Origin of the sequence: Paenibacillus sp. B-A-8 (assembly GCF_048572915.1) — a bacterium.
In the GTDB taxonomy this organism is placed as follows: domain Bacteria; phylum Bacillota; class Bacilli; order Paenibacillales; family Paenibacillaceae; genus Paenibacillus_AQ.
The window spans coordinates 96,191-121,545 of sequence record NZ_CP183882.1; the positions used below are offsets into that span (position 1 = coordinate 96,191).

Annotated in this window: 25 protein-coding genes, 1 tRNA gene, 1 rRNA gene and 2 riboswitches; of the genes, 15 read left to right on the forward strand and 12 right to left on the reverse strand. The window is 43.6% G+C overall.

Annotated features, from left to right (window positions below; genetic code table 11):
• Positions 1-40 precede the first annotated feature (40 nt).
• The 10 genes from rrf (at position 41) to ACN6MV_RS00485 (ending at position 8,554) form a co-directional block, all read left to right on the forward strand.
• Positions 41-157, forward strand: a 5S ribosomal RNA gene (rrf, locus tag ACN6MV_RS00440).
• A 430-nt stretch (positions 158-587) separates the two neighbouring features.
• Positions 588-2,045 carry an IMP dehydrogenase gene (gene guaB / locus ACN6MV_RS00445; protein WP_042123184.1) on the forward strand — a complete coding sequence of 486 codons (1,458 nt, stop codon included), beginning with the start codon at positions 588-590 and terminating at the stop codon, positions 2,043-2,045.
• A 161-nt stretch (positions 2,046-2,206) separates the two neighbouring features.
• On the forward strand, positions 2,207-3,553 hold the full coding sequence (locus tag ACN6MV_RS00450) for a D-alanyl-D-alanine carboxypeptidase family protein (RefSeq protein ID WP_419886704.1): 1,347 nt from the start codon (positions 2,207-2,209) through the stop codon (positions 3,551-3,553).
• 111 nt (positions 3,554-3,664) lie between these two features.
• A complete protein-coding gene (gene pdxS / locus ACN6MV_RS00455) occupies positions 3,665-4,546 on the forward strand; it encodes a pyridoxal 5'-phosphate synthase lyase subunit PdxS (protein ID WP_042123186.1) in 882 nt (293 codons plus the stop codon).
• 19 nt (positions 4,547-4,565) lie between these two features.
• Entirely contained in the window at positions 4,566-5,162 is a 597-nt protein-coding gene (gene pdxT / locus ACN6MV_RS00460; RefSeq protein ID WP_341109973.1) for a pyridoxal 5'-phosphate synthase glutaminase subunit PdxT, read from the forward strand.
• A gap of 73 nt (positions 5,163-5,235) precedes the next feature.
• Entirely contained in the window at positions 5,236-6,522 is a 1,287-nt protein-coding gene (gene serS / locus ACN6MV_RS00465; RefSeq protein ID WP_076121361.1) for a serine--tRNA ligase, read from the forward strand.
• A gap of 68 nt (positions 6,523-6,590) precedes the next feature.
• Positions 6,591-6,679, forward strand: a tRNA-Ser gene (locus tag ACN6MV_RS00470).
• Positions 6,680-6,852: 173 nt separating this feature from the next.
• Positions 6,853-7,194, forward strand: a complete 342-nt coding sequence (locus tag ACN6MV_RS00475; RefSeq protein WP_042123192.1) for a hypothetical protein — start codon at positions 6,853-6,855, stop codon at positions 7,192-7,194.
• A gap of 12 nt (positions 7,195-7,206) precedes the next feature.
• The gene (locus ACN6MV_RS00480; protein ID WP_076121359.1) at positions 7,207-7,359 is read left to right on the forward strand and encodes a small acid-soluble spore protein P; all 153 of its coding nucleotides are present in this window, start codon (positions 7,207-7,209) and stop codon (positions 7,357-7,359) included.
• A 103-nt stretch (positions 7,360-7,462) separates the two neighbouring features.
• Positions 7,463-8,554 carry a hypothetical protein gene (locus ACN6MV_RS00485; protein ID WP_076121357.1) on the forward strand — a complete coding sequence of 364 codons (1,092 nt, stop codon included), beginning with the start codon at positions 7,463-7,465 and terminating at the stop codon, positions 8,552-8,554.
• 94 nt (positions 8,555-8,648) lie between these two features.
• Here the strand turns inward: ACN6MV_RS00485 and ACN6MV_RS00490 are convergent, their stop codons facing one another.
• The gene (locus ACN6MV_RS00490) at positions 8,649-9,218 is read right to left on the reverse strand and encodes a GNAT family N-acetyltransferase (RefSeq protein ID WP_076121355.1); all 570 of its coding nucleotides are present in this window, start codon (positions 9,216-9,218) and stop codon (positions 8,649-8,651) included.
• A gap of 42 nt (positions 9,219-9,260) precedes the next feature.
• Positions 9,261-9,734, reverse strand: coding sequence for a tRNA adenosine(34) deaminase TadA (tadA, locus tag ACN6MV_RS00495; protein ID WP_375105321.1), 474 nt, complete (start codon positions 9,732-9,734; stop codon positions 9,261-9,263).
• Between the two features lie 441 nt (positions 9,735-10,175).
• On the opposite strand from tadA, the gene ACN6MV_RS00500 reads away from it, so the two are divergent.
• Together ACN6MV_RS00500 and rluF are read left to right on the forward strand one after the other, a co-directional pair.
• Entirely contained in the window at positions 10,176-12,503 is a 2,328-nt protein-coding gene (locus ACN6MV_RS00500) for an ATP-binding protein (RefSeq protein ID WP_419885508.1), read from the forward strand.
• Entirely contained in the window at positions 12,493-13,194 is a 702-nt protein-coding gene (rluF, locus tag ACN6MV_RS00505) for a 23S rRNA pseudouridine(2604) synthase RluF (RefSeq protein ID WP_076121365.1), read from the forward strand. Before ACN6MV_RS00500 ends, rluF begins: the two co-directional genes overlap by 11 nt.
• A gap of 108 nt (positions 13,195-13,302) precedes the next feature.
• On the opposite strand, the gene motB is transcribed toward rluF, so the two are convergent.
• Complete coding sequence (gene motB, locus ACN6MV_RS00510) at positions 13,303-14,118, reverse strand: flagellar motor protein MotB (protein ID WP_339288734.1); 816 nt, start codon at positions 14,116-14,118, stop codon at positions 13,303-13,305.
• Positions 14,102-14,905: a flagellar motor stator protein MotA gene (gene motA / locus ACN6MV_RS00515; protein ID WP_042123206.1), complete on the reverse strand. Its 804-nt coding sequence runs from the start codon at positions 14,903-14,905 to the stop codon at positions 14,102-14,104. The genes motB and motA overlap by 17 nt, the downstream gene beginning before the upstream one ends.
• Positions 14,906-15,111: 206 nt before the next feature.
• Here motA and ACN6MV_RS00520 point away from each other — a divergent pair, with 206 nt between their 5' ends.
• A complete protein-coding gene (locus ACN6MV_RS00520; protein ID WP_042131745.1) occupies positions 15,112-15,405 on the forward strand; it encodes a hypothetical protein in 294 nt (97 codons plus the stop codon).
• Positions 15,406-15,632: 227 nt separating this feature from the next.
• Positions 15,633-15,920 (forward strand): 4a-hydroxytetrahydrobiopterin dehydratase, encoded by a 288-nt coding sequence (locus tag ACN6MV_RS00525; protein ID WP_042123209.1) that lies wholly within the window; start codon positions 15,633-15,635, stop codon positions 15,918-15,920.
• A 91-nt stretch (positions 15,921-16,011) separates the two neighbouring features.
• On the opposite strand, the gene ACN6MV_RS00530 is transcribed toward ACN6MV_RS00525, so the two are convergent.
• The 6 genes from ACN6MV_RS00530 to ACN6MV_RS00555 all read right to left on the reverse strand — a co-directional run bounded on the left by ACN6MV_RS00530 (position 16,012) and on the right by ACN6MV_RS00555 (position 21,893).
• The gene (locus ACN6MV_RS00530; RefSeq protein ID WP_042123211.1) at positions 16,012-16,368 is read right to left on the reverse strand and encodes a c-type cytochrome; all 357 of its coding nucleotides are present in this window, start codon (positions 16,366-16,368) and stop codon (positions 16,012-16,014) included.
• A 127-nt stretch (positions 16,369-16,495) separates the two neighbouring features.
• A complete protein-coding gene (locus ACN6MV_RS00535; protein WP_341109987.1) occupies positions 16,496-16,981 on the reverse strand; it encodes a GNAT family N-acetyltransferase in 486 nt (161 codons plus the stop codon).
• 229 nt (positions 16,982-17,210) lie between these two features.
• Positions 17,211-17,702 carry a C40 family peptidase gene (locus ACN6MV_RS00540; RefSeq protein ID WP_042123215.1) on the reverse strand — a complete coding sequence of 164 codons (492 nt, stop codon included), beginning with the start codon at positions 17,700-17,702 and terminating at the stop codon, positions 17,211-17,213.
• 5 nt (positions 17,703-17,707) lie between these two features.
• Positions 17,708-17,849, reverse strand: a riboswitch (cyclic di-AMP (ydaO/yuaA leader).
• A 360-nt stretch (positions 17,850-18,209) separates the two neighbouring features.
• Positions 18,210-18,638, reverse strand: a complete 429-nt coding sequence (locus ACN6MV_RS00545) for a C40 family peptidase (protein ID WP_042131746.1) — start codon at positions 18,636-18,638, stop codon at positions 18,210-18,212.
• Between the two features lie 53 nt (positions 18,639-18,691).
• Positions 18,692-18,830, reverse strand: a riboswitch (cyclic di-AMP (ydaO/yuaA leader).
• A 214-nt stretch (positions 18,831-19,044) separates the two neighbouring features.
• On the reverse strand, positions 19,045-19,875 hold the full coding sequence (locus ACN6MV_RS00550; protein ID WP_375104447.1) for a hypothetical protein: 831 nt from the start codon (positions 19,873-19,875) through the stop codon (positions 19,045-19,047).
• An 11-nt stretch (positions 19,876-19,886) separates the two neighbouring features.
• A complete protein-coding gene (locus ACN6MV_RS00555; RefSeq protein ID WP_419885509.1) occupies positions 19,887-21,893 on the reverse strand; it encodes a M1 family metallopeptidase in 2,007 nt (668 codons plus the stop codon).
• Positions 21,894-21,996: 103 nt separating this feature from the next.
• On the opposite strand from ACN6MV_RS00555, the gene ACN6MV_RS00560 reads away from it, so the two are divergent.
• On the forward strand, positions 21,997-22,503 hold the full coding sequence (locus ACN6MV_RS00560; protein ID WP_042123218.1) for a YwhD family protein: 507 nt from the start codon (positions 21,997-21,999) through the stop codon (positions 22,501-22,503).
• A 97-nt stretch (positions 22,504-22,600) separates the two neighbouring features.
• Here the strand turns inward: ACN6MV_RS00560 and ACN6MV_RS00565 are convergent, their stop codons facing one another.
• On the reverse strand, positions 22,601-23,074 hold the full coding sequence (locus ACN6MV_RS00565; RefSeq protein WP_419885510.1) for an AbrB/MazE/SpoVT family DNA-binding domain-containing protein: 474 nt from the start codon (positions 23,072-23,074) through the stop codon (positions 22,601-22,603).
• A gap of 203 nt (positions 23,075-23,277) precedes the next feature.
• On the reverse strand, positions 23,278-25,338 hold the full coding sequence (locus ACN6MV_RS00570) for a transglycosylase domain-containing protein (RefSeq protein WP_419885511.1): 2,061 nt from the start codon (positions 25,336-25,338) through the stop codon (positions 23,278-23,280).
• Between the last annotated feature and the right edge of the window lie 17 nt (positions 25,339-25,355).

Consider the following 25,355-nt stretch of genomic DNA (forward strand, 5'->3'; position numbering starts at 1 on the left):
AGCAAATTTCACGCGGCAGCGTCTGTTTCACAGACGCATGTTTGGTGGCGATAGCGGAGGGGTTCCACGCGTACCCATCCCGAACACGACCGTTAAGCCCTCCAGCGCCGATGGTACTTGGACCGAAGGGTCCTGGGAGAGTAGGACGTTGCCAAGCACGCAAGACCACTGTTGAGAAATCGACAGTGGTCTTTTTGTTGTATTATTGAAGAATTCATTAGGGTTTAATTTGAGATACTACAGTAGAGATAGGCGTAAGGATTGGTGGTGGCTGTGGTGAATTTTATAATTCCACTACAAAACGTCCACTGTGCGTGGACAATAGTCCAATAATTCGCTTACTCGAGAGTCGTTTTTTGAATACCTACTCTGATGATGTAATGTTCTTGACAGTCCAAATGCCCTTTGCTAAGATGGCAATAATATATTTTTGGATGAGCATCACAAACCTAAATTGAAGATATGAACTTGTTCTACTTCCAGATGTACAGAGTTGTCTGTCGTGAATGGACTTAAAGGCGAAGGTTCTTCTTTATAAAGTTTGTAGGCGGGTATAATTTAAAAACAACCGAGGAGGAATGACCCAGGTGTGGAAAGATAAGTTTGGTAAAGAAGGTCTAACTTTTGATGATGTGCTGCTGGTTCCGCGTAAATCTGAGGTACTGCCGAAGGAAGTAGATTTGACTACAGTTCTAAGTAAGAATGTGAAGTTGAACATCCCGCTTATGAGTGCAGGTATGGACACAGTCACAGAAGCGGCTATGGCCATTGCTATTGCTCGTGAGGGTGGTATCGGCATTATTCACAAGAATATGCCTGTAGAGCAGCAAGCGGAAGAAGTGGATCGTGTGAAGCGTTCCGAGAGCGGAGTTATTACTAACCCTTTCTCACTTTCAGCAGAACATCTGGTTTCTGATGCTGAACTATTGATGGGTAAATATCGCATTTCAGGAGTACCGATTGTAGACAGTGACAACAAACTGGTCGGTATTCTAACTAATAGAGATTTACGCTTTATTCATGACTATAGTATTCCAATTAAAGAAGTTATGACGCATGAGAATCTCGTAACTGCTGCTGTAGGTACGACACTTCAAGAAGCAGAAGGCATCTTACAACGTCATAAAATTGAGAAATTGCCGCTGGTGGACGAGAATAACGTTCTTAAGGGCTTGATCACGATTAAAGATATCGAGAAAGCCATTCAGTTCCCTAACGGAGCGAAAGATGCACACGGTCGCTTGCTAGTTGGAGCAGCTGTCGGTATCTCTAAAGATACATTCGAACGTACTGCAGCGTTAGTTAAATCAGGTGTAGATCTGATTGTCGTTGATTCTGCACATGGTCATCATATTAATATTATTGAAGCTGTTCGCCAAATTCGTGAGTTGTATCCTGATCTTACGATTGTTGCTGGTAACGTGGCTACAGGTGAAGCAACCCGTGAACTTATTGAAGCTGGAGCTTCTGTAGTTAAAGTAGGTATTGGACCTGGATCTATCTGTACAACACGCGTTATCGCTGGTATCGGTGTTCCGCAGGTTACAGCTATTTATGATTGTGCAACGGTTGCTCGTGAGTACGGAGTTCCTATCATCGCTGACGGTGGAATCAAGTACTCCGGTGAAATCACTAAGGCTATTGCCGCTGGTGCTCATGCAGTAATGATGGGAAGTATGTTTGCGGGTACAGAAGAAAGCCCAGGAGAATCGGAGCTTTATCAAGGCCGTAAATTTAAAGTATATCGTGGTATGGGCAGTATGAGTGCCATGAAACAAGGTAGTAAGGATCGTTATTTCCAAGATGACGATAAGAAGCTTGTTCCTGAAGGAATTGAAGGCCGTATCGCTTTTAAAGGACCTCTTTCGGATACCGTTCATCAATTGATTGGCGGGCTGCGTTCGGGTATGGGCTACTGTGGGACCAAGTCGCTCGAAGAGCTCCGGAATGACACTTCGTTCATTCGTATCACAAGTGCTGGACTTCGCGAAAGCCATCCACATGATGTGCAAATCACGAAAGAAGCGCCAAACTATTCCGTGTAATGGACTAGAAAGACTATTTTTTGGACAGACAGGACTATTTCGTCCTGTCTGTCTTTTTTTGCGTGTACCCCTGTGTTAGAATAGAACAAGCTATTGATATGAGGTTTAAAGGAGAGTAGTAATCATTGAAGCACAAGCAGAAGTTTAACGGTAAGCAATTTATGATTAAGACAGTCACAGTAGGTCTACTTTTAAATATGTTAGTTTCCACTCCACTTCCAGCATTCGCTGAGGAAGGTACGACTACGACAATACAAGCTGGTACTGCAGCTCAGACCACTCAGAAAGCGGTAAAGATCCCTTCTGTGGAATCACTGGGTCTAAATTTGAAATCAGCGGTTCTAATAGAACCAACAACAGGTGAAGTTCTTCTATCAATGAATGCAGATGAGGCTTTGCCTCCAGCTAGTATGACTAAGATGATGACAGAGTATCTTGTAGCAGAAGCGGTGAAGACAGGACAGCTTTCATGGGATCAAAAAGTCATAGTAGGTGAAAATGCGTCTAAACAAGTCGGATCACGGATTTTTCTAGCGGAAAATGACGAGCATACGGTTGAAGAGCTGTACATAGCAATGGCTGTCGGATCTGCAAATGATGCTACAGTAGCTTTGGCAGAACTAGTTTCTGGATCAGAATTGGAATTCGTAGAGCTAATGAATCAGACTGCCCAGAAGATGGGGATGAAAACTGCTTATTTTGTTAATTCTACTGGATTAGACAAAGCTGACATGCCTAAGAAGTACCGCTCAACTGATAAGAAAGAAAACGTAATGTCAGCGATGGATGCTGCTATCCTTGCCAAACATATCGTTACGGATCATCCTGATTTTAATAGATTTACTACGGTTCAGTCTTATAAGTTCCGTGAACGCGATACCGCGCCAATGATTAACTTTAACTGGATGTTGGAAGCTAATAAGAATATCCAGAATTTTAAGGCTTATGCTTATGAGGGATTGGATGGCTTGAAGACAGGCCATACCGCTAGAGCTAAATATTGTTTTGCAGGTACAGCTGTACGTGATGGCATGCGTCTGATAAGTGTAGTAATGGGGGCTGATACAGAGCCACACCGTTTTACAGAGACGAAAAAAGTACTTGATTTCGGATTTAATAATTTTGAAATCAAACAAGTTGTAGCCCCTAAAGCAGTAATAGCCGACAATGAAACCGTGCCAGTTCTTAAAGGGAAAAGTAAAGAGGTGTCTGTAGTTACGGATGAAGCTGTTTCATTTATCGTCCCTAAGGGAACAACCTCCCCTGAAATTAAAACAACCGTTGAAATAAATGATCCGGCAACCTTAGTTGCTCCTATAGAACAATCTGCTAAAGTGGGTAAGGTCACTTATTCCTACCAAGTTGAAGGCATGTCTGATGTTCAGCAGAAGACAGTTAATCTGATTACTGCTGAAGAGGCGGAGAAAGCCGGTTGGTTCAGTTTATTCCTTAGAGCCATTGGAGATTTCTTCGGCGATTTATTTACAGGGATCAAGAACTTGTTCTAATGAATTTAGCGTCGAAAATTGTATTAATTCCGAGTAAGTGGATTGTATATTTCCCTTCATTGGGGTAAAATTACAAGTTAGATTACGATAGATCATTCGGGGGGCTAGGACATGGAAACTGGAACATCGCGAGTTAAAAGAGGCATGGCAGAAATGCAAAAAGGCGGCGTCATTATGGACGTCATGAATGCAGAACAAGCAAAAATTGCTGAGGCTGCGGGTGCAGTAGCAGTTATGGCTTTGGAACGCGTACCTTCTGACATTCGCGCAGCTGGCGGTGTAGCACGAATGGCCGATCCTACAATTGTAGAAGAGGTTATTAAAGTGGTAAGTATTCCTGTTATGGCTAAGGCTCGTATTGGCCATTACGTAGAAGCAAAGGTCCTGGAATCCTTGGGTGTTGACTATTTGGATGAGAGTGAAGTTCTTACTCCTGCTGATGAAGTGTTCCATATTAATAAACGTGAGTTCACTGTTCCATTCGTATGTGGAGCTAAGGATCTTGGAGAAGCCCTGAGACGTATTAATGAAGGTGCATCCATGATTCGTACGAAAGGTGAACCAGGAACAGGCAACATTGTTGAAGCAGTGCGTCATATGCGCTTTATCAACAGCCAAATCCGCAAAGTAACCAATTTGTCCAAGGATGAGCTATATAATGAAGCTAAGAACCTGGGAGTGCCTTACGAGTTGCTGCTTGAAGTACATGAGCTTGGCAAGTTGCCGGTTGTTAACTTTGCGGCTGGCGGTGTAGCAACTCCTGCCGATGCTGCCCTGATGATGCATCTAGGTGCGGATGGTGTGTTCGTAGGCTCGGGTATTTTTAAATCGGACAACCCTGAGAAATTTGCACGCGCGATTGTTGAAGCTACTACACACTATACTGATTACAAACTGATTGCAGAAGTATCCAAGAACCTTGGTGCACCAATGAAGGGGATTGATATTGCAACTCTAACCCCGGCTGAACGTATGTCAGAGCGTGGCCGTTAATAGAGAGAAGGTTGCCCGGATGAAAATAGGAGTGCTGGCGCTTCAAGGCGCTGTTACGGAGCATATTGTTAGTATAGAGAAGACCGGTGCAGAGGGCGTACCTATCAAGCGGGTAGAGCAGCTTGATGAGGTTGATGGCCTAATTATTCCTGGTGGTGAAAGTACAACAATCGGTAAGCTGATGCGGAAATACGGCTTCATCGAAGCCATACGTGATTTCTCCAATCAGGGGAAGCCGATCTTTGGAACTTGTGCGGGAATGATTGTTCTGGCCAAAAGGATTGCCGGCGGCGAACCAAGGCATTTGGAGCTAATGGATATAACGGTAGCCCGGAATGCATTTGGTCGTCAACGGGAAAGCTTTGAATGTGATCTGGAGGTTAAAGGCATCGATGAGCCGGTCCGTGCTGTGTTTATACGTGCACCGCTTATCAACGAGGTAGGTCCGGGAGTCGATGTGCTTACAGTCTATAATGATGAGATTGTAACTGCACGGGAGGGTAACCTGCTGGTGTCTTCTTTTCATCCAGAACTGACCGATGATTTTAGACTGCATCAATATTTTGCCGATATGGTAGAGACTACTAGGCAAGTGCAACAACAGAATCGCATATAAGAACATTCTGACTCTTTCAAAGCTGTAAGCAGCAATTTGAAAGAGTTTAGGCTGTTTTCAGGAGGGAAACTTTGTGTTAGACGTAAAAGTATTGCGCAGTGATTACGCTCGAGTTGAACAAGCCTTAGAGAAACGGGGTAAATCACTGGATTTGATTGCTGATTTTCCACAACTTGATCTACGCAGACGTGAATTACTGCAAGAAACAGAAGGTCTTAAGAACCGTCGTAATACGGTATCGGGTGACGTAGCGAAGAAGAAAAAAAATGGTGAGCCAGCAGATGACTTAATCGCAGAAATGCGTACGGTATCTGATCGAATTAAAGAGCTCGATGACGAAGTACGTGAATTGGAAGCTCAGATTGCTGATCTTACTATGAGCATTCCGAATATTCCTCATGATTCAGTTCCAGTAGGGAAGTCCGAGGACGATAACGTTGAATTGCGTCGCTGGTCAGAGCCCAAAGAGTTCGGATTTACTCCAAAATCACACTGGGAGCTTGCACAGCAGCTCGATATTATTGATTTTGAAGCTGCAGCTAAGGTTACGGGATCCCGGTTTGTTTTCTATAAAGGATTGGGAGCACGTTTAGAGCGGGCGCTAATTAACTTTATGATGGATCTTCACAGTGGTGAGCATAATTATGAAGAAATGCTGCCACCTTACATTGTAAATAAAGACAGCTTATACGGAACAGGACAACTTCCTAAGTTTGAGGAAGATCTGTTTAAGCTACGTGACACTGAATACTATTTGATTCCTACAGCGGAAGTACCTGTAACGAACTACTATCGCGAAGAGATTTTGACAGCAGCAGACCTGCCTAAGTACCATGTAGCATACAGCTCTTGTTTCCGTTCTGAGGCGGGTTCAGCGGGCCGTGATACTCGCGGTTTGATTCGTCAGCATCAGTTCAACAAAGTAGAGCTGGTGAAGCTTACTACACCTGAATCCTCTTATGAGGAGTTAGAGAAAATGACAGCAGATGCTGAACGTGTGCTGCAGCTTCTGGGACTGCCTTATCGTGTACTTGGGCTATGTACAGCTGATATGGGCTTTACTTCGGCTAAGACGTACGATTTGGAAGTATGGCTGCCTGAGAGTGGAATGTACCGTGAAATCTCTTCCTGCTCGAATACGGAGGACTTCCAAGCGCGTCGGGCAAATATTCGTTTCCGTAAAGATCCAAAGTCCAAGCCCGAATTTGTTCATACACTGAATGGATCTGCTTTGGCTGTTGGACGTACTGTTGCAGCAATCCTTGAGAATTATCAGCAAGAAGATGGAAGTGTGCTGATTCCGGAATGTCTACAACCGTATATGCGCAATGTGAAATCGATCCAACCTAAATCTATTTAATAAAAGGGTTGCTTTTTCTCTACACCATATGGTACAATTACTAATGCATGTGAAATTTATATGCATTTGGAGAGGTACCGAAGCGGTCATAACGGGGCGGTCTTGAAAACCGTTAGGGTGCAAGCCCACATGGGTTCGAATCCCATCCTCTCCGCCATTCCTTTAAGAACTTTAAGAAATAAGTAGATAGAAACCGTCTCCTCTGGGGGCGGTTTTTTTGTTGTGCTTGAACTAGTTCAATTTTAGTTATTGTTTAATGTGCCTAAGTTCAATGAGAATAAAAAGATTGATTTCTCCGCAATGTATTAGAGAAGGAGGATGATCATAATTATGGACAGACAATTGGAAGTAGATCAGCATAATCTTGTCTCGGCCTGGCAAGAACGCCTGCCTGCGTTAATGGAGGATGGGGACAGTTTTAATGTACTGGCGGATGAAGGTGACCCGAATAGTCTGCTGATTCATTTTAATGCAGCGGGACGTCAAGGTTACTCCCTTGATTTCCGATGTAAGTATGTAGATAGCAGGGAGGTTGCTGTTGATCTGCTTGATGTGGAGCAGAGTGGAATTCATATTGATGAGCATAGCGATGCAGTGCAGCTATTAGCACAGCAGTACACACGGCAAATACACGAATGTGCTCAGGCTCTTCAGAATATGACTAATCCTTAGGAGGAATGAACAATGTCAAAGCCAAAGAGTATTCCAGTTCCCGGGGCACAGCCCAACGATGGTCAACCTAGAAAGGAGCATCATTCTTCAGCACCAAAGCCACTTTCCGGATCTAAAAAGGTGAAACAGGCTAATCATGTAGACCATCATAATCCGCAGGGATAACAAATAAAAACAATAAGAATTATAAAGAAGTGTTTCTTGATTTTTACAAATAGTTTATCATTAGAGGGGGGAGATTTTTTTTACATGGGAGAGGAGAAAAATAATGAACAAAAAATGGGGTTTATCGGCCGCGGCGCTGTTGCTAACAGCAGCAGTAATTCTGCCGGGATGTGGAAGTAAACAGGAGGCGCCAAAAGAGGCCTTAAAATCAGCCGCTACAAAAGCGACCACGATGTCTTCATATGAGATGAAGAGTAAGTTCTCGATCAATGATCTAACCATCGAGACCGCTGATGCTGAATCTGCTGCAATGACAACACAGGTACTCAGCATGCTTAAGAACGCTGATATAACCGTTGATGGGGTTTATCAGGCTGATCCAATGCAGACAGAGCTAACTATGGTTCTGAATCTCAAGGGCGATATGAGCATGAGCTTCAATGTCCCTATGGTGATGACCACTGAGAAGCTGTATGTTAAGATTCCATCGATTCCGTTCTTCCCGATTCCGGAGACAATCGTTAACAAGTTTGTAGAGGTGGATCTCAAGGCGTTGGCTGAGCAAGAGGGTGCTGAATTTAATCCAAACTCTCTGGATACGCAGAAAATGCAAAAGTTCTCTAATGAAGTCATGGACACTGTATTAGCCGAATATGATGAAGGAAAATATTTTAATGAGCTTAGTCCAAAGGAAGCAAATTTGCCAGAGGGTGTTGAAGCTAAGCAAGTCGTTCAGTTCAAAGTGACGAACGATAATGTTAAAGAAGCAATCACCATCTTTGTGAATAATGCCCTGCCTAAAATCATTGATATTGTGAGCAAGGAAGAATACAAGGATATGCTGCAAATTAATGATGCGGATCTAGCTAAGGCTAAAGAAGAGATCACATCAAGTGAAACTAGAACTGAATTCGATAAGAGCTTGGCAGATCTTGATAAGTATCTTACGATTAATCAGTTCCACTACAATACAGCGATCAATAAAGACGGATTCCCTGTGTACCAAGATTTATTGATGGACATTAAAGTTAATGATCCAGAAGATGGTACGAACGTAGCCTTCTCTGTAAACGGAACAGGTCAATATGACAAGATCAATGAGAAGCCAGAGTTCAAGATTGGAATTCCTCAAGGCGATGATGTAATTACAATGGATCAACTAGAGGAGCAATTCGGTAGCTTGGGGACTTATTAATAAGAAGTTATGAGAGAAAGACCCGCATGTCGCGTATGATATACGCCCATGCGGGTCTTATTAATAGATGAATCCTGAACGAGTCAGTAAAAAGTTATTTAGGTTCAACCAGTAACACATCTTCGGCCAATATTGCGTAGGTTTGGTGATCCTGCCACTGGCCATTTATTTTGAGAAATTGGCGGGCGATGCCTTCAGGTTTAAATCCGCTCTTCTCCAGCACCTTCCGGGAAGCCTCATTATGCAATAAGATGGCTGCCTGAACCCTATGAAGACCTAAGGCTCGAAAAGCGTAGCCTAGAATCAATCCGACCGCAGCAGTCATATAGCCTTGTCCTTGCATCCTATGGTCCATCAAATAACCTAAATCCGCATACTGAGCTACACCTCTTGAGACATTAGATAGCGTGATTTGACCTATTAGTTGTCCATCAAGCAGATAGACACCGAACATATAGGCTCTGTCCTCCAGAGCATCCTCCAGGCGCTGATTGATGATCCTTTGTTGACTCTCCATCGTGTAGAATTGCTCATCGCGTTTAGGTTCAAATGGTTCGTGTGTCAACCGATTATTCAAGCGCAGCTCCAGTAATTTCTCTGCATCCTTTAGCTCTAGTGGAGAAATATAGATGTTTTGTGAGGTATGATATAAAGTAAGGGTCATTTCAGGGTTCTCCTTTTTTTAAAATATGGACGCCGATGGTGTTTATGCTTGTTTCGGTGGTTTTTGACGTAAACGGCGAAAGAATGAGGTCAGTAGCTCTGCACATTCCTCTTGTAAAACCCCCTGAATGACTTCGGTACGATGATTAAACCGCGGCTCTTCAAGTAAATTCATGAGGGTTCCAGCACACCCAGCCTTAGGATCGGGAGTGCCATATACAGTGAGAGGTACCCTTGATTGTACAATCGCTCCAGCACACATCGGACAAGGCTCTAAAGTAACATAAAGCTGGCAATCCAGCAGTCGCCACGAATTCATGAATTTGCTGGCCTCACGAATGGCTACCATTTCTGCATGAGCTGTAGAATCCATTGTTGTTTCTCTTAAATTGTATCCGCGTCCGATAATTTCACCATGCCGTACGACGATCGCCCCTATAGGAACCTCTCCTAATGCTTCAGCTTTATGGGCTTCTGCTATCGCCTGCCTCATCCAATGTTCATGAACCGCCTCCATATCATCTAGCGATTCACCCGCTCTAATATTCAAGATCATCTTCCCTTTCTTTATATCCATTGTACAACGAACAAATATTCGTTCTTAACAAAATGTGCATAACTCTGTGGATAACCGCCTACTTATGCACATTTTTGTGCACATCGTTCTATAATAAAATGTTTATATGTGCATAAGATGTGGATGGTTTCTTAAAATATAAGAAATTATATATTTCTCGCTATCCTTTAATCTTATATTTCTTGCTAAAACGCTTACCGTCCTTATAAGGGCACCGAAGGCGTTTATACTTGTATATTGTAGATAAAGACCCATTGAATTTCAATATTCCTTGAATTGAATGCTTCATTGAAATGTCTTTTCAAATGTGGGGGCAAAAGGTATGATGTTTATTGTAGGCCCCGCAAGGATTTACCAGTGGATAAGAGGTGAACAAACAGTTTGTCCATAAAGACAAAACTATCTGCTATTATTTTTGGGGCGGTGTTGCTAATTTTAGCACTGAACCTGACATTTAACCTTTATGCCGCCCAAAATAATCTACGGAATGAAAGCATTAATAATATGCAACTAACTGCTATGCAAATGGCCGTTTCTGTAGAACAAAGTAACTATAGCTCTAACTATGTAGAATATCAAATTGCGCATAATTTAAGGATGGCGGCTATCTTTGCCTCCGAGGAATTGGACCCAGACTATAAGAACGTGACGAATGAAGAACTTAAAGCCCTAACATCCAAAGTGGGCGTGTCTAATATTTCAATTCTGGTAAAGACTGATAACGATGTCGTAGTAGCAAGGTCTTCGGTACCTGGTGATATTGGGATGTCCACAAAAGATTGGGGGTACTGGTACCTGGCCTTTTTGGAGTTGTTCGATAATCAGGAGGTATCCGTGGGTCAGGGTCAGGCCTTGGACCATTTTTGGTCAGGCCCATTTGAATATTCAACCTACAATCCCGATTTCATTGAGAAGTGGGGTTATTATCGTGATGAAGAGAGCAACTACATCATCAATCCCGTTATTCTCAATACGGAGGCCAGCGATTACGTCAAAATCACTAATCCCGACCAAATTGCATCGAGAACTAAAGAAGCTAATCCAGGGATTTTAGAATTGACAGGATTTAACCCGGCAACCTTTGCTTCTGCAAGTATGAAGGCGGACGGAAGCGACACGCTGAATAAGAAGCTGGGGAACCGCCCTATTAAGTACGGCACCTATACTTATGGTAATGTGGAGCGGGATAGAGAGGCGATTCTGTTAGCTCAAGGGAAGCAGAAGCCGGTTACGCTCGAAATGAAAGTACATGGAAAAAGAGTGCTCAAAAGCTACATTCCTATCCAATCGCCTGGACTGAAAGCTTATGTGATAGGAGTAGTTTTGGATTACTCTGTGATTTCATCTGTGGTTCATGATCAATTAATTAATAGTCTGACAACGTCACTGTTATTGCTTACCTTATTCTTGTTATGTAGTTACATACTGTCTGGATTTGTTACTCGTCCGATTCAGGCGATACTTGCAAAAGTGAACGATGTAGCTAAAGGAAAATTTGAGCCTCCTCTAAAGGTAACAAGCCGGGATGAGCTAGGACAGTTGGCTCTGCGAATCAATGCTATGACGGCTCACCTCATGCAGCGCACCAATCGACTCAAACAGACACTGGAAGAGAACCGAGCGGTTAAGGAGCATTTGGAGTCCGTCATTAACGGAACTTCTGATGCGATTCATACGTTCGATATGGATGGCCGAATTACTAGTACGAACAGAGCCTTCGAAGAGCTATATGGATGGAGTGCCAAAGAGGTATTGGGAAATATGCCATACCTTGTACCTGCGACAGCGCTTAAGCAGGAGGAAGAGCGGCTTAATGCGTTAAAGAATGGTGCTGTTCTACCACCCATTGAAACTTTAAGACTTAAACGTGATGGAACAATAGTTGAAGTTAGTGTTAGTACCTCGGTAATTCGTGATGAAGACGGGTATCCGCATTCCTTTATTCACGTTTCACGTGATATGACGGAACGTAACCGAATGGAGGAACTGCTTAGACGCTCTGAGAAGCTGACTACAGTAGGCCAATTAGCTGCTGGTGTAGCCCATGAGATTCGTAATCCGCTTACAACGCTAAAAGGATTTTTACAGCTTCAACAAGAGAAGCAGATTCTGGTTCCACTCCATATTGAACTGATGTTATCCGAGCTGGAGCGGATTAATTTGATCGTAAGTGAATTTTTGATTTTGGCCAAGCCTCAAGCTGTTCATTTCCAGGAAAAAGATGTGCGGGACATCCTTGGTGATGTAGTTTCTCTATTAGACAGTCAAGCTCATTTGTTTGGGATTCAGTTTAGTGCCATATTCTCTGAACATCCATCTACCGTACACTGTGAAGTGAACCAGCTAAAGCAGGTGTTTATAAACATCGTCAAAAATGCAATTGAAGCTATGCCAGATGGTGGTGTGATTTCAATGGAGCTAAGAAACACCTTGGACTCTGTCTTCATTCTTATTTCAGATCAAGGTGAAGGAATTCCTAAGGATATGTTGCCTAAGCTGGGTGAACCCTTCTTTACTAATAAAGAGTCGGGAACAGGCCTTGGGCTAATGATTAGCCAACGTATTATTCAGGCTCATAAGGGTCATTTGGATATACAAAGTGAAGTAGGTCAAGGGACAACTGTTATGATCAAGCTGCCTGCAGCTGGTACGGATACCCCTTGGCTTAATATTAAGGATGAACGGAGTGAAGGACAACGTGAGAATTAATAAATTCATCAGTGAGACAGGGTACTGTTCACGCCGTGAAGCAGATAAGCTGGTGGAAGGCGGTAGAGTTACGATCAACGGAGAACCTGCTGTGCTTGGCAGTCAGGCCGTTCCGGGTGATGATGTGCGAATAGATGGTGTTGCGCTTGAAACATCAAGCCAGACGGTTTACATTGCGTTAAACAAGCCAGTGGGTATTACTTCAACTACAGAGCAGCATATTAAGGGGAATATTGTTGATTTTGTAGGTCATCATGAGCGAATCTTCCCGATTGGGCGTCTCGATAAGGATTCAGAAGGATTGATTCTGCTTACTAACGATGGGGACATCGTTAACAAGATTTTACGGGCCGAAGGTCGGCATGAAAAAGAGTATGTGGTTACTGTAGACAGACCGATTACGCCATCATTTATTACCGGCATGTCCAGCGGCGTAAAGATATTAGGTGAGAAGACGCTACCTTGTGAGGTCACTCGTATTACAGAGCGTGTATTCCGTATTATTTTGACGGAGGGCAAGAATCGTCAGATTCGCCGTATGTGCAGCGCTTTTGGCTACGAGGTTAGAAAGCTGCAACGCATTCGGATTATGAATATTCGTCTAGGGGCATTACAAACTGGAGAATGGCGTGAATTGTCTGCTGAAGAAAAGCAAGAACTTGGAGCTACACTGAACTACAAACTTCTATAGTCTAGAAGAAATAGTGATCTAATTATGAATACAATTTATCAAAAAAAGAGCTGTTCCATCGGTCTAAGACCTTGGGACAGCTCTTTATGCTTTGAAATAGGACAACCATTATTCATCGGAAGGAGCAATACCTGAGAACTCTTTGGTTTCTTGATATTTACGAATAATGGACACTTCAACCCGGCGGTTCTTACTTCGTCCAACAGCTGTAGTATTTTCAGAAATAGGGTGGTACTCCCCGTATCCAATCGCACTAAACTTGCGTGGATTCAGGTTCGTATTCGTTAACAGGATCTTCATGAACTGAAGAGCACGATCCGCGCTCAGGTCCCAGTTGGAAGAATAGTCGCTATTAGAGATAGGGATATTATCGGTGTGTCCTTGCACAACTACATCATAATCCGGGAATTGCTGCAGCATGGTTGAGATGGACTTTGCTAATTGCCGAGAATCATCCTTAACCACAGCCTGTCCGGAAGCGAACAACGCGTTATCACTTATCGTAATCATAAGCTGAGACTGATTGAGCTTAGTACTGAGAAGATCGGTAAGACCGTTCTTGCTGATATATTGATCAAACTGCTTTTTAAGCTTCTCTAAATCTTCTTGTTCCTTTTGCCGCAGCTTAGCCATTTCTGTTTGTTCATTTTTCTTGGCTACTGATTTATCCATTTGATCATTTTTTCCTAAATCTTCTTGACTCTTAGATGGCATTGCCGCCCGCTCTTCAAGAACACCTGTACCGCCATTAAGAGCGGAGCTGAAGGCTTGACTCATCTCTTCGAATTTTTTGGCATCCGTTGCACTCATAGAATACATTACGATGAACAAGGCTACCAGAAGGGTCATAAGATCAGAATAAGGCAGTAGCCACGATTCATCGGCGTGTTCTTCATGCTCTTCGTGTCTAGTCTTTTTGCTCACCCGATCCACTCTCCTTCTCATCATTTAACTTAGCTCGTTCCGAAGGTGTTAGGAAGACAGCAAGCTTCTGATTGATGGCAATAGTGGATACACCGGATTGTATGGACAATAGACCTTCGACCATCATCATTCGAACTTCAATTTCACGTTTGGAAAGTCGTTTTAGCTTATTGGCAATAGGATGCCATAATACGTAACCTGTAAAGATACCGAGTAGTGTTGCGATGAAGGCCGCCCCGATTGCTGCAGCCAATTTGTTCATATCACTCATATCAGCCAGAGCGGCGATAAGTCCGATAACAGCCCCGAGCACGCCAAGTGTAGGAGCATACATACCTGCTTGTGTGAAAATGAGTGCACCTGCTTTATGTCTATCCTCTGTGGCGTGGATGTCCTCCATGAGAACATCGCGGACAAAGTCCTGATCATTCCCATCAATAATCATCCGCATGCCGTTTCTGAGGAAGTTATCTTCTATTTCATCGACTTTAGACTCAAGAGCCAGTAGACCTTCACGCCGTGTAATAGAAGCCCATTCCATGAACATAGTAATTAATTCGGATTTACTGATTAATTTCTTTTTGACAAAAATTATTTTAAACAGACTTGGAATCTTTTTGACCTCCGAGATTGGAAAGGCCATAAAGATGGAGGCCGCCGTCCCCACTAAGATAATAACGTAAGCAGCGGGTGTGGCTAAAGCGTGAAGAGGAGCGTGCTTGAGGATCATACCCCAAATTACTGCAACTAGACCAAAAATTAAACCGAGTATTGTTGAAATTTCCATTATGCACCTCGTCCATGAGATTATAAGATGTGTTCCGACAAAGCCGCGTATATCATCCTTGAAATAGCGGCAAGGCACTCTGTGCGAAACCGAATAACGTATATTCTTATTTATCGACATCATTCCGTTTTTTGTGAAGTCATTTTTTCGGCTATAATGGATAAGGTAAGTAATTATTCATCTGTGGAGAAAACGGAGTGATACATGTGGGTGTAAAGCATGGTAGAGATTACGGTGAAATCCTAACGGATTTGACTGAGGCTGTCGGAAGAATTTCCGATGGGTACTTATTTTTTGAAATGGATCCGGAAGAGTGGCAAGAATTGCCCCAGGAATCCAAGATGGAGGTATGGGAGGCGCTGGCTGAGGATCTTTTCTTCGCGCTGGGTAATGAACCTATGATTGAGGTGGGGAGCGGCGTTATCATCTACGATAAGGACACGCACCGCATTAATATTTTAGTCGGAGAAGAGGATTTAGCCTCTGTTGTTTTGATTTAGGAAGAGGGGGCGGCGGGGCGTAATTTGCCCGTAGTTAGTAGCCCGTGTTAAAATTGGTGTAGCCGAGTTATAATCGCTGGGATTCTTGAATACATTTAATCGAAAATATTGCCTTTATCCTGGCACATCCCTTGGACCTCAGAAGCTAAGGGATGTTTTGTTTAGCGAATAAGACGAGTAAAGGGCCTGCGGATTTTACTGCAATTTTTAGTAAGGGAGGAAACGAATTGTTATTTACGGAAGAAGAACTGCGTGAGCAGATCAGCAAGCTGGAAGGTTGGAAGCTCGAAGAGAATACCATGGTGCGAAAATATATGTTCAGCCAATATATGAAGGGTATTGCTTTCGTTGATGAAGTAGCCACCATTTCAGAAGCCTTTGATCACCATCCACATATTACGATTGATTATAAGACAGTGACTTTACGACTGAAATCAAATGAGGAAGACGGTATTACAGCTCTAGATATTCGAGAGGCACATGAATTTAATGAAGCCTTTGAGAAAAATCGTTAGTGTCACCCAAACTCATAAATAAACGCCCGTGCGCAGATAGTGAACTATCTTCTGGCACGGGCGTTTTTAGTTGCTTAGGTAGTAGTTACTGTTACTTTTTCTCTGAGAGCCAGAGGGCGACGTTTGCGATCTCCTCAGGGGCTAGCTTTTCTTTAAAGGAAGGCATTTGACCGCGTCCCTTAGTGACGATGCTGTAGATTTCTTCAGCATCATGCTGACCGCCTTCATTTTGAAGACTAGGGCCAACTCCACCTTGAAGCTGATCGCCGTGACAGGTGATACAGCTGGCTTTCACGGTTGCTTCTGCCTTTGCCGCATCCAACTGAACTACCGGCATTGTGGGTTTATTCTGTTCAGCTACCTCTTCTTTACCTGGAAGTGTAAACATAAGTACTACCGCAAAGGCACAGGCGGCAAAAAACAAACCGCTCATGATCCATTTCTGCATCCCAGTTCGTCCCTTCTATGTAAGCTGCTCCCTACATTATAGCTCAAGGTGAAGCGTTATCATAGGGTTTGTGACAAAAAAATGAACGATAATACCATCAATTGATTGAAAAATATGGATTTTAATATCATTTCTCATAGACCATGCAATAAAAAGGTTTGTTTCCTGATGGGGTTAGGCGCTCATACGTATCTGTAATCGTAAATCCACACTTTTGGTAAGTTCGGATCGCACGCTGGTTCCAGGTCAATACCTCTAGATCAATCTCACGCTCAGGATAACGAAGCAAGGCTTCTTGCACGATTGCATCCATGAATAATTTCCCTAGCCCTTTGCCGCACAGATCAGGTTGCATGCCAATCCCCAAACGTACAACACCTTCCATCGGGAACAACTGCGCGAATCCACACAAAGCTTCTTGCCCATTTAATATGGAGACATATTGCTCATTCCGTAGCTGAGGATCACCGAACTCGATGCCTAGAGCCTGCATTTGTTCCCACGGCATCCAGCCGTAAATATTATAAGGGGGGGTGTAATTCCAATTGCATATCTCTTCCGCGTGACTAGTCTCCATAGGAGTTACATGAAAAGTAACCGAAGGATTTATCATAAGGTCAAAGACCTCCTTTCACGAGGGTTATAACGCTTGCCGTCCTTACGAGTGCCGAAGGCGTCTATACTTGTAACTAATTATATACAAAAAGAGGGGTCATCAACTCAGAAAATTTATAAGGAATACTGTTTTACAAATTTTGAGAGGGGTAAATATTAAATAAGACAAAAAAACAAGCTCTTCCCCAAGAATTAACATCTTGGAAAAGAGCCTATGTACGTTCTACTTATTGAACATCATCATTATCTTCTGTCTCAGAAGCAACAGAATGATAAGCATCAGTGCTCATAATCCGTTTAGCACCGATATAGCGTTTTACGTAGTAGCTATCACTCAGGGAGCTAATCGTTACACCGCGTGAGGAAGATGCGTGTGCAAACTTGCCTTCACCGACATAAATGCCGACGTGGGAAACACCCTTACCACTTGTATTGAAGAATACAAGATCTCCTGATCTTAAATCATCTCGGGAGATAGCAGTACCCATTTGATACTGGGAACCTGATTGGTGTGGTAGGTTGATACCGATTTTATCAAAAACATACATTGTAAATCCGGAGCAATCAAATCCATTTGTGGAGATCCCGCCGGATACGTATTTAGTTCCGATGGTCTTGTCGATCACTTTATCCATTTTGGAATCCGCGAAAGCGCTTCCTGCTCCGATGGTGAAGATAATGGAAAAGCTGAGTACAGCTGCTGCTAACTTCTTCTTCAAAAGTTTATACCCCTTCCAGATGCCTACGAGGTTAGCTTAAGGGTTCGGTTGAAGGTCCCCTATGACCCCTCTAAAAATGGAGGTCAATTCACCCAAAGTTGGTTCCCCCGTTTCCCTAATAGTTAGGAAACTCGGCTCAGACTGTTGATTAGGAATAGCTTGTAATCAATACATGACAAAACCTTTGTAAATAACAACTTAATGATTACAAAAATGTTACTAAAATCTTACTGCAGTTATTGTAACAAACAGAGTGCCGCTTGGCAATCGTTTTTAACCTAATCATGCAGAAAAATTCATATATTTAAAGACAAAATGCATATGTAAGCGATAATATTAAACTTATTTTTATATTTATTGAAATTTTTATCAAATAAAAGTGTTTAAAGTCTGTTCTAGAGGTGTAAAGATTATAATAAGGCAAAAGAAAACCTGGATTCGATTAAGGTGATAATCAAATCCAGGTCTATATAGTTGTAATTGTGAGGTTATAGTTGTGGGGAAGTATTAATCGTAGGCTACAGCTTGATATGAGGAAGTACTCATTACTCTTTTAGCGCCAACGTAGCGATTGGCCCAGTAGGACTGGCTAAGTGAAGTGATGGTCACGCCATATGAAGATGATGATTGTGCGAATTTTCCGTTTCCAACATAAATGCCGACATGGGATACGCCGTTGCCCAATGTGTTAAAGAAAACTAGGTCACCTGAACGCAATTTGCTTTTGGCTACAGGAGTTCCAACATTATATTGAGCTTTTGAAGTGCGGGGCAAAGAAAGACCCACCTTCTTGAATACATACGTAGTGAATCCAGAACAGTCAAACCCGGCAGTGCTAGTGCCTCCGGTTTTATAGGCAACTCCAATTGTCTTTGAAATAACACTATCCATCTTAGAATCTGCAAAGGCACTTCCTCCACCAATAGAGAACGCCATCACAAGTCCCAGCGCCGCAGCGACGCATGCTTTTCTTAAATTCTTCAAAAAAATTGTACCCCTTCCAATGCCTGTGAGGTTAGCTTAAGGATTCGGTAGAAGGTTCCCCTATGATCACTGCAAAGCGAGATCAATTCACCCAAAATATGGTTCCCCCACTTCCCGGTGCAAGGAATTCGGCGTTTTATGCACCAGATAGTGACTTATCGACAAGACTACGATGAATACATGAAGTTATGTAGAAATCGTTTCAAATGATTACAAACTTGTTACTAATGGAACAGGACTTATTGTAACAAAGTCTTTACGAATTTGCAAATCGCCATAATTTGTCTGTAACGCGAAAGAGTCCCGGCTCCTGATTTAGGAACCGGGACTCTTATATTATGTGTTGTAATGCCATAAATTATTGTGGAAATGCTTTACTGCGCCATAGATGATATTGAGCGGAAATTCCCCACATTTTGAAAAGTGTCGAGGGCAGTGATGAGAGTTGACGAATAAGAAGTGCCGGCAGGCCAGGACAGAAGATACCGGATAGTCCGCACACCAGCAGAAGGATAAGGCCCGCTGCACCAAGTATGATTGAAATGCCTAGTGCAGGAATCAGTGACTTTATACAGATGAATAGGGAGGAGAACATCCCCGTACCGCTGGTATAACCAAACTGCATATATAGAAGGAACAGACGAACGATAAAGATGTATATAAGCCATGCCAATACGTATGGAACTAGATGAAGTAACAAAGAGGAGTTCAGAAAGGAAGATAAGAACAGCCCGTACATTTTTGGAGCGAGCCAGTATAACGGCAATAGAGCCAGCACCCATTCGATTAAACTAAAGATAAACACTGGAAATCCATAAAGCTTCATGCCGGGAAAAAAGAACAGGCCTCGCTCTCCTTTTCTCTCTTGATGGAGTTCATGCAGTAATCCTGCTCTTATGAAGGGGGAGAGCAGCAGTCGTAAGAGAACAAGCCCTAGGAACATCCATAACCAATTACGTATCTCAGGATCTGTGTTCAAGCTGAACTGCCCTTCGACATAATAGAGTAGTCTACCCATTCCACTGCCTCCAGCGTCTTTATCTGGGTAGCGCAGTAGAATTGGAACGATAGCAGACCGGATGAAGCCGTACATAAAGTAGCCCCAGAGCAGTCGATAGATGAAGAGCAGAATCAGAATATAAAATTGCTCCTTCATGCTTTGCCAGCCGCGGGTTATCGATGTTCTCACAATCATTCACCTCACCAGACAAGAGTTCCGAGCACGGTTTCAACTAATTTAGTTACACTTAACGTCCAGCGGGAGAGTGTTTTGGGCTCTATTTCCGCCAGTCTGAAGTTATTAAGATGTTTGTTTTCTAAAAGAACGGTATGCTCTGGATCAATCTCAGCAGAGAGGAGAAGTTTATCGCTTAACAGCTGAAACGTAGTCTCTGCTCCTTCACCGTTCCAGACCCGCTCTGCCGCAGAACCGTCAGCGAATGTGAATTTAATGGGAACGTCAACGTAATGACTCCCTTTGTTTGTAATTTTCACTATGGATTCGTAGCTCTGAGCCTCGCTGCTGCCATTCTTTTTAATCGTAATCGTATCTACTGAGAAATCAGGAGCACCGCCACCATAAACATAATCCTCGAAATAAGGCTGCCACGATTTTTTGGTTACCTTCTCAACGACTTTTTGAAAATCAGATGTAGTGGGATGCTGGAAACGGAATTTACGTGCGTAAGTAGACATGATACTGTTCATTGCTTTAGCGCCTACTTGGCGTTCAATATCCTTAAGTACTAGCTTTCCGCGAATATATACATTTCGGCTATACGATTCTGCCCCGTCATATTTCCATGTCTCTAAGTTCAGCGGCTCTGATTTGGTCACCAGGCTAGATTGCAGAGGGAGATTAGCTTTGACACCATATTCCTGCTCCATGAGTTTGTCTTCAGCGTAAGAAGTGAAGCTTTCGTCTAACCAAGCCTCTTCGAATTCATTGCTGGCGACCATACCGTAGAAGTATTGATGGCCAATTTCATGAACGACGGTTCTCTCAAGTGAAGTATCAGGTGAAGAGTCCGTGGCTCCAAAGGCTGTAATGAGCGTAGGATACTCCATTCCTCCTGCACCATTGCCCTCCTTAGGTGGAACGATAATAGACAGAGTGGAGTAGGGATAAGGACCATACCATTTACTGAAGTAGGTCAGGGCAGCCTTAGCGGCCTGAAGGTATCGTTCCTTTAAGTCTTTGTGCAATGGATCGAGATAGACCTTGATCCGTACACCAGGTACTTCTGGTGTAGAGAAGGCTTCTTCAGCTACTGTGAAATCAGGGGAAGCCGCCCAAGCGAAGTCATGGACATCATCAGCGTAGAATTGATATATTTTTTGATCTTGTTTCAGTTTGGCATTCTTTACAGGAAATCCGGTCGCAGCTACCGTATAGTTAGAAGGAACTGCAATCGTTACATTAAAGATGCCAAAATCGCTGTAAAATTCAGAGGTGCCGTGATATTGATGTAAATCCCAGCCTTCTTCCTTAACCCCGCGTGTGCCCATAGGCTCGTATACACTAAGCTTAGGGAACCATTGCCCAGCCATCACGAAATTCCCTGATGTACCCATACGGGCAAATATTTTGGGAAGCTGGACCTCGTACTTTAGTTTAAGTGTGACACTTTCTCCTCCATTAACCGGTTGTGGGAGATGCACCTTTAGGAGTGTCTTATCGTTGACGTTACCATCGTCGGGTTGTACAAATTGTACTCGTTGCATTAGCGATGTTCCTTCTGTCGTGCGCAGATCGGTTAGAGTCATACTTCCGAAGCCGTTCTCTGGCATGGTGTCACCCCTGAGCGTTCCTCCGGATTCCTTCATAAAAGTAGTATCTGGTGAGGCAAAAGCATTTGGGTACATATGAAAATATAGATCACTTACAGGTTTTACACCGGGGTGTGTCCAGGTTACCGTCTCAGAAGCGATTAAGGTTTCTGTATCTGGAACAAGCTGAACATCGATGTGGTACTCGACAACCCGATGACTTAATGCTTCCTCTGCCGGAACGGGGGCGCTATCAGGAAGATTTTGCTGTGGTGCAGCAGCAGGAGCTGTGCCACTGGAGGACTTGGCCTCTTTTGAAACAAAGCTAGTAACAGAAGTTGTGGAGTTATCCCCCGAATAGACCCATATTGCTCCTAGTAGCACGAGGGCGGCCAGGGTCGCAAAGATGATAATGTACCTTAATGACAGTGACTTCATACTGTGATTCCTCCCGTGACAAGCATCTACGGGATGTATATGTTTGCAATCGCCGCATTATTAGCTAAAATTAAATTATTCGTAAGAGGAAGGGTGTGCACTCGTGGACAACATACAACCGGAGGGCAAGAAACAGATTGCCTTAAATATTGTGAATGCCAAAAGTAAACATAAAGGCTTTGGAGCAGGCTCTATTGAGCTCAATAACGTATCGCCTGTCATTATTGATGGCGGTGAAGCAGTCATTGATATCGGTGCCATGCATGCCAAGAGTAAGGTTGAAAAGGGTATTAAATTCTCCATGAACCGTGAAGATGTACCTAATGGAAGACAGGTTTGGGTGGTATGGGTAGCAGTGGACCGTACCCAGGATAGTCAATTCTATGGTGGAATAACAGCTTGTGAAATGTGGATTGATACGGAAGCGCGTCGTGGCTGGAAAATCCTCGCCGAGCATGTCAATAAGCTGGATGGGGCTCTAAAACGCAAAATCGATGTGGGAGGGCTTGGTGCAGTTGAAAAGGCTGCGCTAAAATCCCTCTTGATCTCTCATAATGAGGCATGGTGGACCGCATCCTCCGATGAACTCAAGGCTGCTCTGACCGAGTAGGAACAATCACCCGGTCAAGATTAAAGGATACAGTAAAAAGGCTTCGACACCCTGAAATAGGAGAGTCGAAGCCTTTTTTGCTATACATGAATTTAGTTTACGATTTGCTTCCCGTACTAAGTTTGCGTTTGAGTTGACTTACTCTGGCTTGACTGATCCCCAGGATTTCAGCAAGCTCTTTCTGATTGGCATATGGATGATCATCTATGGCCCGCTCCAGGCGTTGGCACATATCCTCTGTTTTCGTCTTCCGGATCGTGCTGCTGTGCTCTGACACTTCGTTAGCAAAATCTTGGCGCGTCTCCGGCGCTTGAGACATGCGTTCAGGATCGGCAATTTCTTTTAGACAGCTACTGCAAATAAATTGCTCTTTATAGTAGGTGACATGGTCGTGGCTTCTGCAAAACGTACATTCTGTCGAGGTGTACTTCCTGAGTATGATGGTGTTATCGTTTAATATAAAAAATTCGATAGGATCACCAATGTCGATATTACGAGTCATACGGATTTCTGCGGGAACCACAATTCTCCCAAGACTGTCTAAACTCCGGATCATGCCTGTATCCTTCATCCCATGTCCCTCATTTACATCTTTATATTTTGGTTGCTACTAACTATTATAGCAGTAATTGTGAGTTAAGAGAATGGGGTGAATACATAAAATAAAGCGGTTACATCCTTTGCGGGAGAAGTGAAAATTGAATTTGCCCATCCTATCAATTCTGCAATAAATAAGTTATAAAAAAGAAAAACCTCTTCAATAAATGAAGAGGGCTAATTCAACCACCAGCGCTTAATATTGTTCCATAGGGAACGATTTTCTTCAGCAGGATCTACTTTGCTTTGTGCATCATCGACAGCGGGACCTTTGCCGTGCTGATCACAGTATTCGGTGGGCTCAGTTCCACTAATGAAAGTCTCTAGTTCTTTTTCGGGACAGGCTGCTGTCGCTAGCTTACCGGACTGCGGATTGATGTATACACTAACCACGCCATCTGGAATGGGGAAAATCTTAGGCGGGATATTTTCCAGAGCTTTTTCAGTGAACTCCGCGAAAATTGGAGCTGCCCGTCGACCGTCGGTAGTTGTAATGTCGCGCCCCTTGTCATATCCAACCCAAACAGCAGTGGATAGCTCGGGGGTGAAGCCTACCATCCAGCCGTCTGTATCCGTAGTTCCAGTCTTGCCGGCTACCGGACGTTTGATAATAGAAGCTACACGGTTCCCAGTCCCTCCAGTCTCAAACACTCCTTCCATTAAACGGGTTAACACATAGGCGGCAGAAGGTTCTACAACGGCTTCACCCTTTGGCTGTGGAGCTTCATACAGGACCACACCCTTTGAATCCGCTATTTTTAGAATGGCTGTGGTGGACATTTTCTGACCACTGTTTCCTATAACAGCAAAAGCTGCAGCCATTTCTAGCGGACTGATTGGTGAGGTGCCGAGTGCCAGTGAAGGAACACTTTGAAGCGGACTGTCAATGCCCATCTTGGCTGCCATCTGGCTCACTTTATCCGCACCGATCTTCATGATCGTATTCACAGCATAAATATTGTCGCTTGCTGCAATAGCTTGTCGCATGTTGATTTCCCCCAGATACTTATCCCCGAAGTTCCGAGGCTGGTAGGTTTTGCGATTGTTATCATAATGAAACATCGTTGGCTGGCTTTTGAAAACGGAAAGACCCGTCATCTCTTTAGAAGAGAGTGCTGCTAAATACATGATCGGCTTAAAGGACGAGCCAGGCTGACGAGTTGTGGCTAGAGCATGATTGTATTGGTTGGTACGATAATTTTTTCCGCCGACCATTGCTTTAATGTAGCCAGTTCGAGGATCAATGGAAACAAGAGCCGTCTCCAGATCACTCTTTTGATCCATCTCTTTGTCGACTGCTTGTTCTGCGGCATGCTGCATGTCAGGGTCAAGGGTAGTGTAAACATTTAGTCCCCCTTGTTCCAGCTCATCACTGCTGATGTGAAGAGATTCTGTGGCGAGATTGCGGATATAATCTCTGAAATAAGGTGCAGCCACAGTGGTATCCTTCTGGCCTTGTGGTTTTAAGTTCAAGTCTTCCTGCACTGCCTGCCCCGCTTCTTCTTGCGTAATTTCTCCTAAATTAGTCATGACGGTCAAAATAATTTTTTGGCGTTTTTTAGCGTTGTCTAAATGATTGTATGGCGAATAGTAGGTCGGTCCTTTTGGAATCCCAGCTAGCATGGTACTCTCTGCTAAGTCTAAATCTGCTGCAGATTTGCCAAAATACATCTGAGAGGCTGCTTCAATGCCATAGGCACCATGACCATAGTAGATGTTATTTAAATACATGTTCAAGATTTCATCTTTGCTGTATTTCATCTCAAGCTGCATCGTATACAAGGCTTCTTTGGCCTTGCGCGTCCATGTCTTTTCGTGGGATAGATAGAGATTTCTCGCGAGCTGTTGAGTTAGCGTACTAGCCCCTTGTGTTCGATTTCCCTCTTCCAGATTGACGAGTACGGCCCGCGCCATCCCCTTCATATCGAATCCGGAATGCTCGTAAAACTTACGGTCCTCGACGGCTAGTGTGGCTTCAATAAGCAGGGGAGAAATTTGACTTAATTTGACCGGTTCACGGCTACGCCCGTCTGAGGTAAAGGTGGCAAGAATATTGCCTCTGGAGTCGAGTAGCTTGGAGCGCACATCGTCGCCAATGGGAGGAAGATCCTTTTGATATAGGTAACCGAGCAGAGCTCCCGTGGTCAGTAGAAACAATATAATCATGGCTAGCAGCAGCCGGAATAAACGGCGGAAGCGGCTTTTTCGTTTAGGTAGATTTGTTGATTCACGTGTCATGGCACCAGACTCCCTTC

What these genes read in the sequence shown, in the direction of transcription:
- ACN6MV_RS00450 (WP_419886704.1), top strand. Translation starts at nt 2,207, where the DNA reads ATGATTAAGACAGTCACAGTAGGTCTACTTTTAAATATGTTAGTTTCC.
- pdxS (WP_042123186.1), top strand. Translation starts at nt 3,665, where the DNA reads ATGGAAACTGGAACATCGCGAGTTAAAAGAGGCATGGCAGAAATGCAA.
- pdxT (WP_341109973.1), top strand. Translation starts at nt 4,566, where the DNA reads ATGAAAATAGGAGTGCTGGCGCTTCAAGGCGCTGTTACGGAGCATATT.
- ACN6MV_RS00475 (WP_042123192.1), top strand. Translation starts at nt 6,853, where the DNA reads ATGGACAGACAATTGGAAGTAGATCAGCATAATCTTGTCTCGGCCTGG.
- ACN6MV_RS00480 (WP_076121359.1), top strand. Translation starts at nt 7,207, where the DNA reads ATGTCAAAGCCAAAGAGTATTCCAGTTCCCGGGGCACAGCCCAACGAT.
- ACN6MV_RS00485 (WP_076121357.1), top strand. Translation starts at nt 7,463, where the DNA reads ATGAACAAAAAATGGGGTTTATCGGCCGCGGCGCTGTTGCTAACAGCA.
- ACN6MV_RS00490 (WP_076121355.1), bottom strand. Translation starts at nt 9,218, where the DNA reads ATGACCCTTACTTTATATCATACCTCACAAAACATCTATATTTCTCCA.
- tadA (WP_375105321.1), bottom strand. Translation starts at nt 9,734, where the DNA reads ATGGAGGCGGTTCATGAACATTGGATGAGGCAGGCGATAGCAGAAGCC.
- motA (WP_042123206.1), bottom strand. Translation starts at nt 14,905, where the DNA reads ATGGAAATTTCAACAATACTCGGTTTAATTTTTGGTCTAGTTGCAGTA.
- ACN6MV_RS00530 (WP_042123211.1), bottom strand. Translation starts at nt 16,368, where the DNA reads ATGCAGAAATGGATCATGAGCGGTTTGTTTTTTGCCGCCTGTGCCTTT.
- ACN6MV_RS00535 (WP_341109987.1), bottom strand. Translation starts at nt 16,981, where the DNA reads ATGATAAATCCTTCGGTTACTTTTCATGTAACTCCTATGGAGACTAGT.
- ACN6MV_RS00545 (WP_042131746.1), bottom strand. Translation starts at nt 18,638, where the DNA reads ATGGCGTTCTCTATTGGTGGAGGAAGTGCCTTTGCAGATTCTAAGATG.
- ACN6MV_RS00555 (WP_419885509.1), bottom strand. Translation starts at nt 21,893, where the DNA reads ATGAAGTCACTGTCATTAAGGTACATTATCATCTTTGCGACCCTGGCC.
- ACN6MV_RS00565 (WP_419885510.1), bottom strand. Translation starts at nt 23,074, where the DNA reads ATGAAGGATACAGGCATGATCCGGAGTTTAGACAGTCTTGGGAGAATT.
- ACN6MV_RS00570 (WP_419885511.1), bottom strand. Translation starts at nt 25,338, where the DNA reads ATGACACGTGAATCAACAAATCTACCTAAACGAAAAAGCCGCTTCCGC.